The organism is Mesorhizobium sp. M0571 (assembly GCF_040320985.1).
In the GTDB taxonomy this organism is placed as follows: domain Bacteria; phylum Pseudomonadota; class Alphaproteobacteria; order Rhizobiales; family Rhizobiaceae; genus Mesorhizobium.
On the sequence record NZ_JAMYQT010000001.1, the window covers coordinates 1 to 15314 of the forward strand.

19 protein-coding genes are annotated in these 15314 nt (G+C 64.8%); 10 read left to right on the top strand and 9 right to left on the bottom strand.

Annotation, left to right across the window (positions count from 1 at the left end; all coding sequences use genetic code 11):
• Positions 1–187 precede the first annotated feature (187 nt).
• Positions 188–1081, top strand: a complete 894-nt coding sequence (locus tag NKI85_RS00005; protein WP_352774985.1) for a sugar phosphate isomerase/epimerase family protein — start codon at positions 188–190, stop codon at positions 1079–1081.
• Positions 1082–1120: 39 nt separating this feature from the next.
• Here the strand turns inward: NKI85_RS00005 and NKI85_RS00010 are convergent, their stop codons facing one another.
• Together NKI85_RS00010 and NKI85_RS00015 are read right to left on the bottom strand one after the other, a co-directional pair.
• A complete protein-coding gene (locus NKI85_RS00010; RefSeq protein WP_352523061.1) occupies positions 1121–1576 on the bottom strand; it encodes a Crp/Fnr family transcriptional regulator in 456 nt (151 codons plus the stop codon).
• A gap of 230 nt (positions 1577–1806) precedes the next feature.
• Complete coding sequence (locus tag NKI85_RS00015; protein WP_023721386.1) at positions 1807–2490, bottom strand: response regulator transcription factor; 684 nt, start codon at positions 2488–2490, stop codon at positions 1807–1809.
• Between the two features lie 144 nt (positions 2491–2634).
• Here NKI85_RS00015 and NKI85_RS00020 point away from each other — a divergent pair, with 144 nt between their 5' ends.
• The gene (locus NKI85_RS00020) at positions 2635–3171 is read left to right on the top strand and encodes a L,D-transpeptidase family protein (RefSeq protein WP_352775568.1); all 537 of its coding nucleotides are present in this window, start codon (positions 2635–2637) and stop codon (positions 3169–3171) included.
• A gap of 122 nt (positions 3172–3293) precedes the next feature.
• Here NKI85_RS00020 and NKI85_RS00025 read toward each other — a convergent pair whose 3' ends face one another.
• Positions 3294–3545, bottom strand: a complete 252-nt coding sequence (locus tag NKI85_RS00025) for a hypothetical protein (protein ID WP_352523060.1) — start codon at positions 3543–3545, stop codon at positions 3294–3296.
• Between the two features lie 163 nt (positions 3546–3708).
• Between NKI85_RS00025 and gcvA the strand changes: the two genes are divergently transcribed.
• Positions 3709–4629, top strand: a complete 921-nt coding sequence (gene gcvA, locus NKI85_RS00030; RefSeq protein WP_352774990.1) for a transcriptional regulator GcvA — start codon at positions 3709–3711, stop codon at positions 4627–4629.
• A 16-nt stretch (positions 4630–4645) separates the two neighbouring features.
• On the opposite strand, the gene NKI85_RS00035 is transcribed toward gcvA, so the two are convergent.
• Genes NKI85_RS00035 through tsaD form a run of 6 tightly spaced genes read right to left on the bottom strand, consistent with a single transcriptional unit; the run spans position 4646 to position 8658 of the window.
• On the bottom strand, positions 4646–5062 hold the full coding sequence (locus NKI85_RS00035) for a DUF1761 domain-containing protein (protein ID WP_352774993.1): 417 nt from the start codon (positions 5060–5062) through the stop codon (positions 4646–4648).
• A 50-nt stretch (positions 5063–5112) separates the two neighbouring features.
• Positions 5113–5769, bottom strand: coding sequence for a class I SAM-dependent methyltransferase (locus NKI85_RS00040; protein WP_352774996.1), 657 nt, complete (start codon positions 5767–5769; stop codon positions 5113–5115).
• Complete coding sequence (locus NKI85_RS00045; protein ID WP_352523057.1) at positions 5766–6191, bottom strand: EVE domain-containing protein; 426 nt, start codon at positions 6189–6191, stop codon at positions 5766–5768. Before NKI85_RS00045 ends, NKI85_RS00040 begins: the two co-directional genes overlap by 4 nt.
• Before the next feature lie 30 nt (positions 6192–6221).
• On the bottom strand, positions 6222–6518 hold the full coding sequence (locus NKI85_RS00050; RefSeq protein ID WP_352523056.1) for a YciI-like protein: 297 nt from the start codon (positions 6516–6518) through the stop codon (positions 6222–6224).
• Between the two features lie 26 nt (positions 6519–6544).
• Entirely contained in the window at positions 6545–7546 is a 1002-nt protein-coding gene (locus tag NKI85_RS00055) for an NAD(P)H-dependent glycerol-3-phosphate dehydrogenase (protein ID WP_352774999.1), read from the bottom strand.
• An 11-nt stretch (positions 7547–7557) separates the two neighbouring features.
• Entirely contained in the window at positions 7558–8658 is a 1101-nt protein-coding gene (gene tsaD, locus NKI85_RS00060; RefSeq protein ID WP_352775571.1) for a tRNA (adenosine(37)-N6)-threonylcarbamoyltransferase complex transferase subunit TsaD, read from the bottom strand.
• A gap of 121 nt (positions 8659–8779) precedes the next feature.
• Between tsaD and hemC the strand changes: the two genes are divergently transcribed.
• From hemC to NKI85_RS00095, 7 genes are all read left to right on the top strand, one after another.
• The gene (gene hemC, locus NKI85_RS00065; protein WP_352775002.1) at positions 8780–9706 is read left to right on the top strand and encodes a hydroxymethylbilane synthase; all 927 of its coding nucleotides are present in this window, start codon (positions 8780–8782) and stop codon (positions 9704–9706) included.
• A 1-nt stretch (position 9707) separates the two neighbouring features.
• The gene (locus NKI85_RS00070) at positions 9708–10424 is read left to right on the top strand and encodes a uroporphyrinogen-III synthase (RefSeq protein WP_352775004.1); all 717 of its coding nucleotides are present in this window, start codon (positions 9708–9710) and stop codon (positions 10422–10424) included.
• 99 nt (positions 10425–10523) lie between these two features.
• Positions 10524–10949: a hypothetical protein gene (locus tag NKI85_RS00075; RefSeq protein WP_352775007.1), complete on the top strand. Its 426-nt coding sequence runs from the start codon at positions 10524–10526 to the stop codon at positions 10947–10949.
• Positions 10906–12435, top strand: coding sequence for a phage tail protein (locus NKI85_RS00080; protein ID WP_352775010.1), 1530 nt, complete (start codon positions 10906–10908; stop codon positions 12433–12435). The genes NKI85_RS00075 and NKI85_RS00080 overlap by 44 nt, the downstream gene beginning before the upstream one ends.
• Before the next feature lie 8 nt (positions 12436–12443).
• Entirely contained in the window at positions 12444–14060 is a 1617-nt protein-coding gene (locus NKI85_RS00085; protein WP_352775012.1) for a heme biosynthesis protein HemY, read from the top strand.
• Between the two features lie 39 nt (positions 14061–14099).
• On the top strand, positions 14100–14579 hold the full coding sequence (locus tag NKI85_RS00090; protein WP_352775015.1) for a tellurite resistance TerB family protein: 480 nt from the start codon (positions 14100–14102) through the stop codon (positions 14577–14579).
• A gap of 18 nt (positions 14580–14597) precedes the next feature.
• Positions 14598–15314 carry a glutamine amidotransferase gene (locus NKI85_RS00095; RefSeq protein ID WP_352775018.1) on the top strand — a complete coding sequence of 239 codons (717 nt, stop codon included), beginning with the start codon at positions 14598–14600 and terminating at the stop codon, positions 15312–15314.

Consider the following 15314-nt stretch of genomic DNA (forward strand, 5'->3'; position numbering starts at 1 on the left):
CCCCCCCCCCCTAAACATCCATCTCCTTTTCCGCCCGCTGTTTTTTTTTTTAAACACCCCCTCTCCACCGCCCCCCCGGGGGGGGGGGGGCGGTGCCCCCCCCCCCCACCTCTTTTTGGTTGAGTGTCGGATGTCCAAAACGGGTTTCCACTTTGGATCCGATGCCTCGCAGCAACCGGAGATGACCATGTCGCGCATCGGAATCCACTCATTCGTCTGGTCGGCGAGCTCGGCGCAGAGCGACCTCGAACGGACGCTGGCCAACACCAAGGAAGCCGGCTTCGACCTGATCGAATTCTCCTATCTCGACCCCGCTGATGTCGACATTGACCGCTTGGCCAAGCGGATTGCCGGTCTCGGCCTCGGCGTCGCGATCAGCATCGGACTGCCGGCCGACGGCGACATTTCGAGCGCTGACAGGGCGATTGCGGCGCGGGGCGTTGAAATCCTCAACGACACGATCGCGCTGACCCGTGATCTCGGCGGCCAGAAGGTTGCCGGCATCCTCAGCACCAGCCATGGCTTGCAGACTGAGGCGCCGACGCGCGACCAGTGGAACCGCAGTGCCGGAACGCTTGCCAAGGTGGCGGAGACAGCCAAGGCGGCCGGCGTCACCCTCAACCTCGAGATCGTCAACCGCTTCGAAAGCAATCTGCTCAACACCGCCGCGCAAGGCATGGCCTTCATCGAGGACAGCGGCTCAGACAACATCTTCCTGCACCTCGACAGCTTCCATATGAACATCGAGGAGGCCGATGTCGGATTGGCCATCCGCAACGCCGCAAAGAAGATCGGCTATGTCCATATCGGCGAGAGCCATCGCGGCTTCCTCGGCACCGGCAACATCGATTTTGCCGGGATCTTCGATGCGCTGACCGCCATCGGCTACAGCGACGATCTCAGCTTCGAATCCTTCTCGTCGGAAATCGTCGACGAGAACCTGTCGCGGAAAACCGCCATCTGGCGCAATCTGTGGACCGACAATATGGAGTTGGCCAAACATGCGCGCCGCTTCATTGCGCTCGGATTGGAGACGGCACGGCGCAAGGCCGAGCTTGTTTCCGCAACGCATCGGCCCTGAAGCGCGTCGCGCTTTCCGCAAGGCGATTCCCGCCTCCGCTCAGCCGGCAAAACGCGGCGCCAGTTCCTCGATGCGGCGGATCATCGCCTGGAAATCCTCCAAGATGCGCTGGTGCAGGTGAAGCGCCAGCTCCGGATATTCCTCGAGGATACGGCGGAACATCTTGCGACTGAGCCGCAGTATTTCCGAATCGATCTCGGCGGAGGCGCTGGTCAGCCGGTTGGTGTCGGCGATCAGCGCCAGTTCGCTGAGTATGGTACCGGGACCGGCGGTGCCGATCGGAATGCGCTCGCCATTGTGCTCGCGGTAGAGCACGATGCGGCCGCTGACCACGATGTAGGCCGAATCGGCCTCGTCGTCCTCGCGGTAAAGCTTGTGGTCGGCTTTCAACATGGTGGTTTCGGCGCCGAAGGCGAGCAGACGCAGCTGTTCCTGCGTAAAGCCCTCGAAGAGCCTCACGGTGGACAGGATGCGGATGTCGTCATCCAGCGCCATCTAGCTATGTCCCCGAACCGTCAGTCCCACTCCTCCCTTAGAGCGCCGCGCATCCGCTTTGGACGCGCAAAGGACGCTCTAACATTTTGAATCGACGCATCGTGCTTCCCAAAAATCGAGCCCGATTTTGGGCCCGATGCGTCGGCGAGTTCGATCCAGAACCACCTCCAGCCTCAGGACCGTACCCGAAAAGCGCCCCTCCTGGATCGCTTATTTGGATAATGAAATGTTTAAGGAACCAGCTTGTAGCCGCCGCTTTCTGTCACGAGAATTTCCGCGTTGGAAGGATCGCGCTCGATCTTCTGGCGCAGCCGGTAGACATGAGTTTCCAGCGTATGCGTGGTGACGCCCGAATTGTAGCCCCAGACTTCCTCCAGCAGCACGTCGCGGGTCACCACCTTCTGGTCGGCGCGGTAGAGATATTTGATAATCGAGGCCTCCTTTTCGGTCAGCCGCACCTTGGCGCCGCGCGGGTCGATCAGTAGCTTCTGGCTGGGCTTGAACGTATAGGGGCCGACCGAGAAGGTGGCGTCCTCGCTCTGCTCGTGCTGGCGCAGTTGGGCGCGGATGCGGGCCAGCAGCACGGCAAAGCGGAACGGCTTCGTCACATAATCGTTGGCGCCGGCCTCGAGGCCAAGGATCGTGTCGGAATCGGTGTCGTGGCCGGTCAGCATGATGATCGGCGCCTTGTAGCCGCCCTTGCGCAATATCTTCACCGCCTCGCGGCCATCCATGTCGGGCAGGCCGACATCCATGATGAGCAGGTCGATGAGCCCGCCGCGCGCCGCGGCGACGCCTTTGGCGGCGGTCGCTTCCTGCAGGACATCGAATTCCTCATAAAGCGACAATTGCTCGACAAGGGTGCCGCGCAGGTCGTCATCGTCGTCGACGATCAGAATGGTGCGTGAAGTCATGGATCAATCCGTTGTTTTGAAAAGAGATTTCAGTTGACCGCTGCCTGTTTATGCGGAAGCTGCCCGGCACAACAGCCGTTCACAGTGATTTGTTCCGTGACACGATCATACAAGAAAAAACGCGATCGCAATGCAGTCGGCGCAATTTTGCCGAAAGGGCTGCGCGTGCTCACCGTGCGGGCGCGGCCCGGCCATGCCAGCCAGGGCTTTCTGCAGGCCGGCAAACTCGTGTTTCCATGCGCACTGGGGCATGGCGGCATCTCGGCCGGCAAGCGCGAGGGCGACGGCGCCACGCCGCTCGGCTCGATGCGGATATTGTCGGGGTATTTTCGTGGCGACCGTTTTTCCGGCGGCCGCAGGACCCGGCTGGCGATGACGCCGATCGGCGCCGACCTCGGCTGGTGCGAGGTGCCTGAGGACCGCAACTACAATCGCCCGGTCAAGATCCCCTATGGCGCCAGCCATGAGCGGATGCTGCGCACCGACGAGCTTTATGATGCCTGCCTGGTGCTGGACTGGAACATTGTGCCGCGCCGGCGCGGGCGCGGCAGCGCCATCTTCTTCCACCTGGCGCGCCGCGGCTTCACGCCGACGCAAGGCTGCGTCGCGGTAACGGCCCGCACAATGGCGCGGCTGCTGCCGCTGTTGTCGGAGCGGACGGTGGTAAGGGTGGTGCGGTAGGGGAGTAGTGAATAGTGAATAGTGAATAGCAAGTAAGGGGAGTGGTTGATAAGGAGATGCGCGGACGCGCCGCTTAGCTTTCCTATCCACTATCCACTATTCACTATTCACTATTCACTACCTCACCACTGCCCTATCCGCCTCTGCGGCGGCTGCCATCCCGTGTCGAGAAGGCCGAGCCGGCCGAGTTCCCGGTCCATGGCTCGCGCGATGTCCTTGCGTTCACCGCCGATGTCGCGCAGCTGGCGATCCGGAAGGTCCTCGACATTCTCATAGGGAAGATTGACCGCGATTTTTGCATGGCGGAGCCAATCGAGCACCGCACGCAGCCAGGCCGGACGGAGGGTTACGGAGTTCAAAGCGATGTGAGACATGGTGCAATCCGCTTCTCCGGACGTCAAATCCGGTTTGATGTTTCTTCGATGACCAGATCATGGCGGATTGAAATTCAAACGGGAAACGAGTAGTTTTTTCTGTATCTTCAAGTTTTGTTTGAGGATTGGAAATGCTCGACCGACCGCTCCTCGTCTTGCACTGATGGCGCGCCTGCTGCCTGGAACCCGTGCGCTGCGGACGCTGGAGGCAGCGGCCCGGCACCTCAATTTCACCCGCGCCGCCGACGAGCTCGGCCTGACGCCGGCCGCGGTTAGCCACCAGATCAAGGAAATCGAAGATCAACTCGGCATCGTGCTGTTCACGCGCACCAGCCGCACCATCCGGCTGACCGAGGCGGGCGCGGTGCTGTTCGAGGCCTCGACCGACGCGCTCGACCTGCTTGGGCGGGCCGTCTCTCGGGCGCAGAAGATGGCGCGCGGATCGGCGCTGCTGAAGGTCACCCTCGATGCGCACCTCGCGACGAAGTGGTTGATGCGGCGCGTCGACGATTTTCGCAAACAGCATCCGGCAATCGAGCTGCGCTTCGATATCAGCTATGAGGTGCGCGATTTCGATCGCGACGATGTCGATGTCGGCATCCGTTTCGGCACCGGCAAGTATCCGGGGCTTCGCTCACACCGGCTGTTCGAAAACGTCATCATTCCGATCTGCAGCCCGGCCTTGCTGCGGGCGGGGCCGCCGTTGAAAGAGCCGCGCGACCTGTTCCATCATACGCTGGCGCATATCGAGTGGTCGCGCCAGGGCGTCACCTGGCCGAACTGGAGCATGTGGATGGCGGCGGCGGGCGTCGACGATTTCGACGACAGCCGGACCATCGTGTTCGGCAATTCGACGGATGCCGTTCAGGCCGCGCTCGACGGCAACGCGGTTGCGCTCGCCGATTTCGCCATGGTGGCAAACGACCTGTCCGAGGGCCGGCTGATCCGGCCTTTCGCGCTCGGCATCAAGGTCGCGTCCGAATTCGCCTATTTCCTGGTCTATCCCGAAAGTGCGGCGAATGACCCGCGCATCGTCGCCTTTCGCGATTGGCTTCTCGACGAAGTCACCAAGACCCCGACCTGACGGTCCTGGCGAAACCTTAGAGCGCGGGAGGCCCAAACCAGCCGATCACCGCGCCGATGAGAAGCAGCACGCCAAGCCAATGGCCGGTGTCGATGAGCGTCAGATCCCAGCCGAAACCTTCGTAGCGATGGTTGACCGAAAGCGTCGTGGCGACGAACCCCAGCCAGAGAACGAAACCGAAGACCAGCCCGGCAAGCAGGCTCGGCTCGCCACCGGTCACGGCGCCGATGACCAGCGACATGACCAGCGCCATCACGAGCTCCGCGACGAAGGAGACGACGAAGGGCAGCACCGATTTGCCCATGGTCGCCGGATCAAGCCTGGCGGCCTTCAGCCACGGCTTGCTCAAACCCATGTACCAGGCCGCGCCGAACAGCCACGCCACCACGGCGGCGACGATCACCGCCAGCCAATTGATCGCTGAAAAATCCATGATTTCCCTCCCGGTCGATTGTCTGATGGAACGCCTGTTCGGCGATGCCGTCAAGCAAACCGCCAGACGGTGGTGCGCTTGACCAGGGAATCTTCGAGCGCCCGGGTTACCGCGACTTCGTAGACGACAAGCGGTTTCAGCCCCGCTTTCGGCAGGTAGGAACGGCCGGGATCGCCGACGAGGATGTCGGCGCCGCGTGCCTTCAACACCGCGAACCACGGCATCAGCCTGTCGGCGAAGGTCTTGTCGTAGAAGACGTCGCCGGCCAGCACCACATCCCAGCCTGTATCGGTGCCGATGCAGTCGCCGGCGAGGAATTCTATCGCGACGCTGTTGGCCTCGGCATTGAGGCGGATCGCAGTCGCGCAGAACGGGTCGATGTCGGCGGCGGTCACCTCCGCAGCACCAGCCTTGGCCGCGGCAATGGCGACAAGGCCGGATCCGGAGGCGAAGTCGAGCACGCGCTTGCCGCGCACCGTCGCCGGATTGTCGAGGACGTAGCGGGCAAGGCCTTGGCCGCCGGCCCAGGCGAAGGCCCAGAAGGGCGGCGGCAGGCCGATTTCGGTCAGCTCATCCTCGGTCCGCTGCCACAATTCATGCGCCTCGTCGGCCAGGTGCAGGCGTATCTCCGGCACATGCGGCGGCGCCATCAGCGCCGTGTTGTCGAGGATGAATGTTTTGGCGCTGTCCGGCGTCAGCGCCGTCATGGTGCAGGGGTGAGGCCACCCATGCTGCAGACCTCCTGCCATTCGGCTGAGGTCACCGGCTGCACGGAAAGCCGTCCGAGCCGCACCAGCGCCATGTCGGCCAGCTTTGGATTGGCCTTGGCCTGTTCCAGCGTCACCGGCTTCGGCATGTCCTTGTAGGCGCGGATGTCGACGCATTCCCAGCGGGGATCGTCGGTGGTGGTGTCCTGATGGGCCAGCGCGCAGACTTCGGCGATGCCGACGATGTCGAGCCCATCATTGGAATGGTAGAAGAAGCCGAGATCGCCGATCTGCATCGCCTTCATGTTGTTGCGCGCCGCATAATTGCGCACGCCGTCCCATTGCGTGCCGGCCTTGCCCTTGGCCTTCAGCATTTCGAAGGAGAAGACCGAGGGCTCCGATTTGAACAGCCAGTAGTTCATTCTTTCGCTCCTCCTCAGGTGTCGCCTGAACTAGATATTTGAAGGTTTGTTGAAGGTCCAGTTCCACTGCCGGACTTCGACGCTTTCGAACAGCCCGGCCTTGGCATAGGGATCGGCTGCCGACAGGGTTTTTGCCGCAGCCAGATCGGGCGCCTCGACCACGACGAGGCTGCCGTTCGGCTTGCCTTCCGCGTCGAGGAACGGGCCGGCGAAGGCCAGTTTCTTGTCGCCGTTCAGCCCTTCCAGAAAGGCAATGTGCTCGGACCGCGTATCGAGGCGCACCTGCAGGCTTCCTGGTCTGTCCTTGCAAATCAACGCAAACAGCATCTTTCCATCTCCGGTATTGTTCGGGATCACATGTCGGTTTCGGTTTTGAGCGGCCTGGTCATCAACGCCGACACAGCCTGGTCTATGGTGACGGTGCCGTCCAGTATGGCGGCGACGGCGGCGATGATCGGCGCATCGATCCGGCGTTCGCCGGCGATGCGGGCGGCGATCGCCGCCGTCGGCACGCCTTCGGCCAGGGGCAGGCCGGCAAGCGGCTTGCCTTGCCCCAGCGCCAATCCATAGGCGAAATTGCGCGACTGGGCGGACGAGCAGGTCAGCAGCAGATCGCCGAGGCCGGAAAGCCCCATCAGCGTCTCCGGCTTTGCGCCAAAGGCGGCACCGATGCGACGCAATTCGACGAAGCCGCGCGTCACCATCGCCGCCTGGGCGCTGGCGCCAAGCCCGGCGCCGGTGACGGCACCCGCGGCAATGGCAAAAACGTTCTTCAGTGCGCCGCCGATCTCGACGCCGATCAGGTCGTCGCTCGAATAACAGCGCAGGTTTTCGGCCGAGAAACGGGCGGCAAGGTCGGCCGCCAGAGCCTCGTCGCGGGCGGCGACCACCACGGCCGTCGGCAGGCCTTTGGCGACGTCGGTGGCGAAGCTCGGGCCCGACAGGGCGGCCACCGGATTTGCCGGCACGATTTCCTCGGCAATGGACGACAGCAGCGCGCCGGTATCGCGCTCGATGCCCTTGGCGCAGAGAACCAGCGGGACGCCTTTCGGCACATGGCCGGACGCGGCCGTCAGCATGGCGCGCAACGATTGCGCCGGCGTCACCGCCAGCACGCAGTCGGCGTCGACGAGAGCCGTTTCGATGTCGCTTGTCGCCGCGATGCCGGGCTCGATGGCGACGCCGGGCAGGTAGCGCGGATTTTCGCCGCGACCGATCGCCGCGACAATGTCCTGGTCGCGGGCGAACAGTCGGACCGAATGGCCGGCGCGCAGCATGGCCAGCGCCAGCGCCGTGCCCCAGGCGCCGCCGCCGAGCACGGCGACGCGCCAGCCGGTGCTGGCTTTGCGCTTCATGGCTTTACTCGTCACGCCTTGGCTCCGCGCCGGCCCGAGCCGACCATCGGGGCCGAGACGCTGTCCAGCGGCCAGCGCGAGCGCGGCACGAAATCGGCGGCGTTTTCACCTGATATGCCGGCGCGCAGGCGCTCGATGCCGGCCCAGGCGATCATCGCCGCATTGTCGGTGCAGAGCTTCAGCGGCGGGGCGACGAAACTGAATCCGGCCTGCTCGCATAGCGCCTGTAATGTCGCCTTGATCGTCCGGTTGGCGGCGACGCCGCCGGCGACAACCAGCGCAGGCTCTGTCTTGGCCGGGAATTGCTGACGAAACCGGGTCAGCGCCCGTGAAACACGGTCGCCCAGCGCATCCGCCACCGCCGCCTGGAACGAAGCGCAGATGTCGGCAACATCTTGGTCGCTCAGCGGGGCGATCGCCGTCGCTGCCTGGCGCACCGCGGTCTTGAGGCCGGAGAAGGAGAAATCGGGCTGCACCGAGCCCTTCATCGGGCGCGGAAAGGCGAAGCGCGTCGCATCGCCTGACGCCGCCGCCTTCTCGACATTCGGTCCGCCCGGATAGGGCAGGCCGAGCATCTTGGCCGTCTTGTCGAAGGCTTCGCCAAGCGCATCGTCGATGGTCGTCGCCCAGCGCTGGTAGTCGCCGACACCGCGCACGGCAACGATCTGGGTGTGGCCGCCGGAGACCAGCAGCAAGAGATAGGGAAAGTCGAGCCCGTCGGTCAGCCTGGCGGTCAGTGCGTGGCCTTCGAGATGGTTGATGGCGATCAGCGGTTTTTTGGCTGCTGCGGCGATGGCTTTTGCCGTCATCAGGCCGACGATCAGTCCGCTGACCAAGCCTGGACCCGCGGTGGCGGCGATCGCATCGATATCGGCGAGTTCGACGCCGGAATCGGCAAGTGCTGCCTCGATGATGCCGTCGAGCGCCTCGACATGGGCACGCGCGGCGATCTCCGGCACGACGCCGCCGAAAGCGGCATGCTCCTCGATCTGGCTGAGCACGACATTTGACAGGATCTTGGGGGACATGATTTGAGGCGCGCTGCTACTGTCCAGCGCCACCACGCTGGCGGCGGTCTCGTCGCAACTCGTCTCAATGCCCAGAACGCGGATCAATTCGTCGCTGTCTCCAAAAATCGTACAGATTGTACAGCCGGCCATTCCTCGCTAGGAGAAAGCCCGGCAAAGCCCTCGCTGGAAATGTTCCGGCCGGGGTTATCACGGACCGCGCGCCATGCAAACAACCTTGAAAATCGGAACACGCGGCAGCCCGCTGGCACTGGCGCAGGCGCATGAAACGCAGGCGCGGCTGATGGCGGCGCACGGCATGCCGCCCGAAGTGTTCGAGGTGGTCGTCATCTCGACCAGCGGCGACCGCATCCAGGACCGGCCGCTGTCGGAAGCCGGCGGCAAGGGCCTGTTCACCAAGGAAATCGAGGAGGCGTTGCTGTCGCGCCGCATCGACATCGCTGTGCATTCGTCGAAGGACATGCCGACGCTGTTGCCCGACGGGCTGGAACTGTCCGCCTTCCTGCCGCGTGAGGATGCGCGCGATGCTTTCATCGGCAAGGCGGCGCGAACGATTGCCGAGCTGCCGCAAGGCGCCAAGGTCGGTTCGTCGTCGCTGAGGCGCCAGGCGCTGATCAGGCGCATGCGGCCGGACCTCGACGTGGTGATGTTTCGCGGCAATGTGCAGACGCGGCTGCGCAAGCTCGACGAGGGCATTGCCGACGGCACCATCCTCGCCTATGCCGGGCTGAAGCGGCTCGGGCTCGAAGATGTCGTCACCGACCTGATGCCGCTCGACGTCTTTCCGCCGGCGCCGGGACAAGGCGCGATCTGCATCGAAAGCCGCATCGGCGACCGCGACATGGAACAGATGCTGACGGCAATCCATGACGTGCCGACCGGCCAGGCGCTGGCCTGCGAGCGCGCCTTCCTGGCGGCGCTCGACGGGTCCTGCCGCACGCCGATTGCCGGCCATGCGACGATATCAGGCGGAACGATTTCTTTTGCCGGGCTGATTATCTCGCCCGATGGCACGCAGTCGCATGAGGTCAGGCTGGAAGGGCCGGCGCAGGAGGCGGCGCGCATCGGCACGGAAGCCGCCGCGACCGTTCGGGCGAAGGCCGGCGAGACGTTCTTCGACGGCTGGACCTGATATGGTCCGCGTCCTGGTGACGAGGCCGGAACCAGGCGCCTCGCGCACGGCGCGCCGGCTTGAGGATGCCGGTTTTAAGCCGATCCTGCTGCCGTTGACCGAAACGGTGGCGCTGCCGGCCGACGCCGACGCGGTCGCCGATGCTGCCGCGGCGGTCGCGGTCACCAGCACCAACGGCGTTCGCCACGCGCCCAAAAAGATCATCGCGGCGCTCGCCGGCTTACCTTGTCATGCCGTCGGCAGGAAGACCGCCGAAGCCGCCCGCGCAGCCGGGTTTCTGTCGGTCAGCGAAGGTCCGGGCAATGCCGAGGCGCTGGCCGATGCACTTGCCGGCGCCTACGCCGGACAGACCATCGTCTATCTGTGCGGAAGGGTGCGGTTTCCGGGTTTCGAGGAGCGGTTGCAGGCGGCGGGTATCAGGGTTCGTGCGATCGAGACCTACGACACCATGGCGCTCGACCATTCCGACGAGGACGTTCTTGCGCGCTTGTCAGCCCAACCGGCCGAGGCGGTGCTGCTCTACTCGGCCAAGGCGGCCATAGCGGTGCAAGCCTTGGCCGGCCGACCGGCGCTGCGTGGTCTTTTTGGAGACGCACACTTTTTCGCCTTGTCGGGACGTATTGCCGCGGTCCTTGGCGAGGGTTTTGGTAAAAACATCCACATTGCGCCGGAACCCAGCGAAGAGGCGCTGCTGGCGCTTTTGCAGCCGCGGCGCTGACGGGCATCTGCCCTGCCCGTTTCCGGACGTTGGCGCCGCCCCTCACCTGCCTGCCGGCATCCTCTCCCCGTATAGTGACGGGGAGAGGGGCCCTCATCGATGATTTCGCCAATTTTCAACGTTGCGGAAGGTGCGCCAAGGTTGCGGCCAGCCCCTTCTCCCCGTCACCATACGGGGAGAAGTGCCCGGCAGGGCGATGAGGGGCGGCACAACCTTGAGCGATTGGCCTGGCAGAAACCTATTTTGTTCTTGCTTTGTGCCGGCAGCTATGCTATCAATTCGCCGAAGGTGCTGATTCGCGCCAACGACCCGCCGCCGAGGCGGGTTTTTGTTTTGGTCCCGCTTATCGGTATCCAACCGCTGCGGCGTTTTGCCAAAACTGAACTCGAAAACCTGGCGTCATCACGCCGCCCCTTTTCACCGCTTGGTGATGTGCTAGACCCTTCCAACCATCCCGAAGCGAATTTTGCGGAGCCCGAGCATGGTCAAGACGCCGAAGATGCGGCATTCCAAGAGCCGCCGTGAGCCGGTGACCATCGAGCTCGAACCTGGCGCCGTCTCGCGGGTCGCCGACGAACAGGATGCCGGCAAGCAGCAGACAGCCGGGGCGCAGACCGACGAGGCGAAAGCCGAGGAAGCAGCGAACGCCTCGCAGCCGGAGCCGCCTGAAGAGCCGGTGCATGCGGACCAGACCGATCTCGAGCCATGGGAACACGCCGACGCAGCCGCGCCGGCCGGTACGGAAGAGCCGGCGGATGCCGGCGCCGATGGTTCCAAGGGAGCGGAAACCCCTTATCCTGCCGGTTCGGATGCGCCGGCCGGTCGCTCCACGGCTTCCGACTACAGTTTCGAGGATGCATCCGCCAAAGTCAGCGCAACCGGGGTTAGCGGAACCGGGGCCAACGGATCGGGGACCCCAGGCTCCGGCGAGAGGACAGCCCAAACGAGAAACGAACCAATGGCAGCGCAGCCGAAGCGGAGCGGCATCAGCGGCATCGCCGCCGGCATTATCGGCGGCGTCATCGCGCTCGCCGCCGCCGGCGGGCTGCAATTTGCCGGCCTGCTCGGTGCGCCGGGGTCGGGCGGCGTGTCGCTCGACGCCGTCAATGGCGAGATCGCTTCGCTGAAAAGCGAGGTGGCGGGGCTCAAGCAGGCCGGCGGCAACAGCGACGCATCGGCCAAGGTGGACGGGCTGGCGTCGGCGCTGGATCAGGTCAGAGCGGATGTCACGGCGCTGAAATCGGCGGTCGAGCAAGGCGGCGCCGGCGACAATGCCGGACTTGCCGCGCTTGGCGACAAGGTCAGGCAGATCGAGACGGCGGTCGCGGCCATCGGCAAGGCCGGCGGCACGGCGCCGGTCGATCTCGGCCCGCTCAACGAAAGGCTGGCCGCGCTCGATGCGCTGGTGAAATCCGCCGGCGACACGGCAAAGGCGCAGGAAGGCCGGCTTGCCGCATTGGAACAATCGGTTTCGCAGCTCTCGGGCAAGGTCGATGCACAGGCTTCGCAGCCGAAGATCGCGCTCGCCATTGCCGCCTCGGCGCTCAAGGCAGCGCTCGACCGCGGTGCGCCGTTCGCGGCCGAACTCGAAACCTTTGCAGCGATCTCACCGGATGCGCCCGGGATCGCGACGCTGCGCACCTATGCCGAAAAGGGGGTCCCGACGCGGGCCGAGATCGCGGCCGAAGCGGACGCCGCCGCCAACGCCATGGTCGCTACCGCGACGCCTGTCGACCAGAATGCCGGCGTCCTGCAAAAGCTGCTGTCGAGCGCCGAATCGCTGGTCAAGGTCAGGCCGATCGGCGCCGTCGAGGGCACCGGTGTCCCGGAAACGGTTGCCCGCATGGAGGTCGCGGTCAACCAGAGCGATTACGCCAAGGCGCTCAGCGAATACGAAACCCTGCCCGAAGCGGCCAAGGCCGCCGGCGCCGACTTTGCCGGCAAACTGAAGGCGCGGATGGAGGTCGAGACGCAGATCGATTCGCTCATCGCCGGCGCGATGAAGGCGTGAGGAACCCGATGATCCGTGTCCTCGTCTTCCTCGCCGTCGTCTTTGCGCTCGGACTCGGCTTCGCCTGGCTGGCCGACCGGCCGGGTGAAATGCTCGTCACCTTCAACGGCTATCAATACCAGGTCAGCCTGATGGTTGCGGCGGTGGCGGTCGTTGCCGTCGTTGCCGCGGTGATGATCGTCTGGTGGCTGGTCAAGGCGCTGTGGAACAGCCCCTATACGATCTCGCGCTATTTCCGCGTGCGTCGCCGCGACCGCGGCTATCAGGCGCTGTCGACCGGCATGATCGCTGCCGGCGCCGGTGACGGCGCGCTCGCCCGCAAGAAGACCAAGGAAGCGGCAAAGCTCATCCGCTCCGACCAGGAGCCGCTGATCCATTTGCTGGACGCGCAGGCCTCGCTGCTCGAGGGCGACCATGAGGGCGCCCGCGAAAAGTTCGAGACCATGCTCGACGATCCCGAAATGCGGCTGCTCGGCCTGCGCGGGCTTTACCTCGAGGCCGAGCGGCTCGGCGACCGCAACGCGGCCCGACACTATGCCGGCCGTGCCGCGGCGGTGGCGCCGCAGCTGGCCTGGGCGGCCGAATCGACGCTGGAAGACCTGACCGGACGCAGCGACTGGGACGGCGCGCTAAAATTGGTCGATGCGCAGAAGTCGACGCGTCAGATCGAGCGCGACGCCGCCAACCGGCGTCGTGCCGTGCTGCTCACCGCCAAGGCGCAGGCGCTGATCGCCAGCGATGCCAATGCCGCTCGCACGGCGGCCCTCGAAGCCAACCGGCTGCGGCCGGATTTCGCGCCGGCGGCGGTCGTCGCGGCGACTTTGCTGTTTCGGCAGAACGACGTGCGCAAGGGCTCGAAGATCCTCGAGGCGGCGTGGAAGGCCGAGCCGCACCCGGAGATCGCCGAGCTCTACACCCATGCCAGGCCGGGCGATGCCGTGCTCGACCGGCTGAACCGGGCAAAGAAGCTGCAGGAACTGAAGAAGAACCATGCCGAGTCCTCGCTGGCGGTGGCGCGCGCCGCGCTCGATGCGCAGGATTTTTCAACCGCCCGCCAGGAGGCCGAAGCCGCCATCCGCATGGATCGCCGCGAAGGCGCCTATCTGCTGCTGGCCGATATCGAGGAGGCCGAGACCGGCGACCAGGGCAAGGTGCGGCAGTTGCTGTCGAAGGCGGTAAGAGCGCCGCGCGACCCGGCCTGGGTCGCCGACGGCGTCGTCTCCGAACGCTGGGCTCCGGTATCACCGGTCACCGGCAGGCTCGATGCATTCGAATGGCGGGCGCCGATGGAGCGGCTCGGCCAATTGATCGACAGCCATGAGGACAGCCCGGAGGCCCCGGTGCCGGCCATCGCGGCGTCAGCCAAGCCGGCAGAGGAAAAAACCGAGGTGATCGAGCAGGGGGCTGTCGCAGCCGAGACGCCGGGCACGGCGACCGAAGCGAAGACGGAAAATCGCACCGGCGAGGCTCATGTGACAGCGGTCACCGCGGCGGCTTTTGCCGCGGTGCCGGACGATGCCGAAGCCGTCGAGCCGGCGCAGGAACTGGTGCGGCTGCCCGACGACCCTGGCGTCGATCCCGACGACGAGGCGGAAAAATCGACGCGCCGGTTTCGTTTGTTCTGATCCGGGTCGAGTGGACCCCGGCTGATTGGGAATGATTTGATGTTCGATCGCGTTCTGTCGTTTCTAAGGGATCTGCCATCCGGTGGCGGCGCCAGCGCCAGCGCCGACGATCCGCGCATTGCCGCGTCCGCCCTTCTCTTTCATGTCATGAACGCCGACGGTGTGCGTCAGGATTCCGAATGGGAGCGGTTCAAGGCGGTGCTGGCGGAGAGCTATTCGATCAGCGGCGACGAACTCGACGCATTGGCGGCAGCGGGTGAGCGGGCCGACAATGAGGCGATCGACCTCTACGCCTTCACCAGCGTGCTCAAGCGCCATCTCGACGCCGAGGCCCGAAAAGCCTTCATCGGCCTGATGTGGGAAATCGTCTATGCCGATGGCGAACTGCACGAGCTCGAGGACAACACCGTGTGGCGGGTCGCCGAACTGATCGGCGTCGAACGCCGCGACCGTGTCGAGGCACGCCTCAAGGCGGCCGCGGCGGCTCCAGGTGCTGCCGGAACGTCAAGCGACGAATAGACAGGATCCAGCCTTCCAATGCCGCCCAAGCCAAGCTCGAGACCAAAGATCCTGATCGTGCTGCATCAGGAGCATTCGAGCTCGGGACGGGTCGGCCATATGCTTATCGAGGAAGGCTTCGATCTCGACATCCGCCGCCCGCCGCTCGGCGAGGCCTTGCCGCAGACACTGGACGGCCATGCCGGCGCCGTGGTGTTCGGCGGGCCGATGAGCGCCAATGACGGCGACGAGTTCGTCCGCCGCGAGACCGACTGGCTCAAAATTCCGCTCAACGAGAACCGGCCGTTGCTTGGCATCTGCCTTGGCGCGCAAATGCTGGTTAAGCACCTTGGCGGCAAGGTCGAGGGTCATGGCGAGGGCTTGGTCGAGATCGGCTGGTATCCGCTGAAGGCGACCGAAGAGGGCAATAGGCTGATGCATTGGCCGGAGATGGTCTATCAGTTTCACCGCGAGGGCTTTTCGCTGCCGAAAGACGCGACGCTATTGGCGACGGCTGAAACCTATCCCAACCAGGCCTTCCGCTATGGCGACAATGCCTGGGGCATTCAGTTCCATGGCGAATTGACCCGGGCGATGATGCAGCGCTGGGTGGTGCGCGGCGCGCACCGCTTCGAATTGCCCGGCGCGCAGCCCGGCCGCGACCATCTCGGCGGCCGACTGATCTGGGACATGCACCTGAAGCGCTGGCTCGGCGAATTCCTGGAGACGATCTTTGGCAAGCCCGCGCTGTCCTAG